Consider the following 760-nt stretch of genomic DNA (forward strand, 5'->3'; position numbering starts at 1 on the left):
GAGCAGCACCAGTGAGCGCAACGAGCGCCGTGGGGGTCGCTGGGTTTCGCGCATCAGAATCAACCTCCGTCACATCAGTAACTTGGGTCACACTGACAAGCACGGTATTACCGGTGGCATGCAATGACGGGGTCTGTGCGCAATCGTTACCTCGGCTCACCCCATCGTGATCTGCGTGAACTCCCGTGGCCTGGACGAGGTGCATCGTCGAAATTGCTGCTGGATAGTGGCCACCATGAAACGTGTGGTGGTGGCGCCCGACAAGTTCAAGGGATCGTTGACCGCAGCCGAGGTCGCGAACGCCCTCGCCGCCGGATTGGTGGCGGGCGACCCCACCCTGGAGGTCCAGTGCGCTCCGGTGGCAGATGGTGGCGACGGCACTGTCGCCGCCGCCGTCGCCTCGGGCTGGTCGCCCGTCCTCGTGGACACCACCGGCCCCACCGGTGAGCCGATCTCGACCACCTACGCGGCGCGCGGATCGGTTGCCGTGGTGGAACTCGCATCTGCGGTCGGACTCGAAGCCCTCCCCGGCGGGGTGCCGGACCCGCTCGGCGCCAGCACCTTCGGGCTCGGCACCGTTGTCAGGCAAGCACTGGAGGGGGGCGCTCGCGAGATCGTCATCGGCCTCGGGGGCAGCGCGTCGACCGACGGCGGCGCCGGGATGCTGCAGGCGCTCGGCGTTCGGATACTCGACGCCGAGGGAAACGACGTCACGCGCGGCGGCGGCCCACTGCGCGGCGCGCGGCGGGTGGACCTGAGC

General features: G+C 68.8%; 1 protein-coding gene. It reads left to right on the forward strand.

Annotated features, from left to right (window positions below; genetic code table 11):
- Positions 1-175: 175 nt before the first annotated feature.
- Positions 176-760: glycerate kinase (locus tag AC1DYG_RS18665; protein WP_477641364.1), on the forward strand; the 585-nt coding region annotated here is incomplete at its 3' end.

Source organism: Pedococcus sp. P1_H8 (assembly GCF_056405175.1).